Below are 945 nucleotides of genomic sequence, written 5' to 3'. Positions count from 1 at the left end.
TTACATGTTCGGGTAATTCGGCCCGCCGCCGCCTTCCGGCGTGACCCACACGATGTTCTGCGTCGGGTCCTTGATGTCGCAGGTCTTGCAGTGCACGCAGTTCTGCGCGTTGATCACGAGGCGATCGCCGCCGTCGTCGTTCTTCACGAACTCGTACACGGCCGCCGGGCAGAAGCGCGCTTCCGGTCCCGCGTACGTGCGCAGGTTCACGTTCACCGGCACGCTCGCATCCTTCAGCGTCAGGTGCGCCGGCTGGTTTTCCTCGTGGTTCGTGTTCGAGATGAACACCGACGACAGCCGGTCGAACGTCAGCTTGCCGTCCGGCTTCGGATATTCGATCGGCTCGCACTGCGACGCCGGCTTCAGCATCTCGTGGTCCGCATGCTGATGATGCAGCGTCCACGGCACGTTGCCGCCCATCACCTTCTGCTCGAGCCCGACCATCAGCGTGCCGAGGTACAGGCCCTTGGCCATCCACTGCTTGAAGTTGCGCGCACGGTACAGCTCCGTGTACAGCCACGATTGCCTGAACGCATCCGGGTACGCATTGAGCTCATCCGACTGACGGCCGGCCTGCACCGCGTCGAACGCGGCGTCCGCGGCCAGCATGCCGGTCTTGATCGCCGCGTGGCTGCCCTTGATCCGCGATGCGTTCAGGAAGCCCGCATCGTCGCCGATCAGCGCGCCGCCCGGGAACACCGTCTTCGGCAGCGACAGCAGGCCGCCGGCCGTGATCGCGCGCGCGCCGTACGACACGCGCTTGCCGCCTTCGAGGAACGCGCGGATCGACGGGTGCGTCTTGTAGCGCTGGAATTCCTCGAACGGCGACAGGTACGGGTTCGTGTAGCCCAGGCCCACCACGAAGCCGACCACGACCTGGTTGTTGTCCATGTGATACAGGAACGAGCCGCCGTACGTGTCCGACTTCAGCGGCCAGCCGGCCGT

1 protein-coding gene is annotated in these 945 nt (G+C 65.4%); it reads right to left on the bottom strand.

Features of this window, described 5'->3' with window-relative positions:
- On the bottom strand, positions 1-945 hold a 945-nt coding region (locus tag QZM72_RS35475; RefSeq protein WP_301740440.1), incomplete at its 5' end, for an electron transfer flavoprotein-ubiquinone oxidoreductase.

Source organism: Burkholderia sp. AU45388, assembly GCF_030481585.1.
GTDB lineage: Bacteria > Pseudomonadota > Gammaproteobacteria > Burkholderiales > Burkholderiaceae > Burkholderia > Burkholderia sola.
Note: the sequence above shows the minus strand (reverse complement) of the source record. Positions and strands in the feature narration are given on the sequence as shown.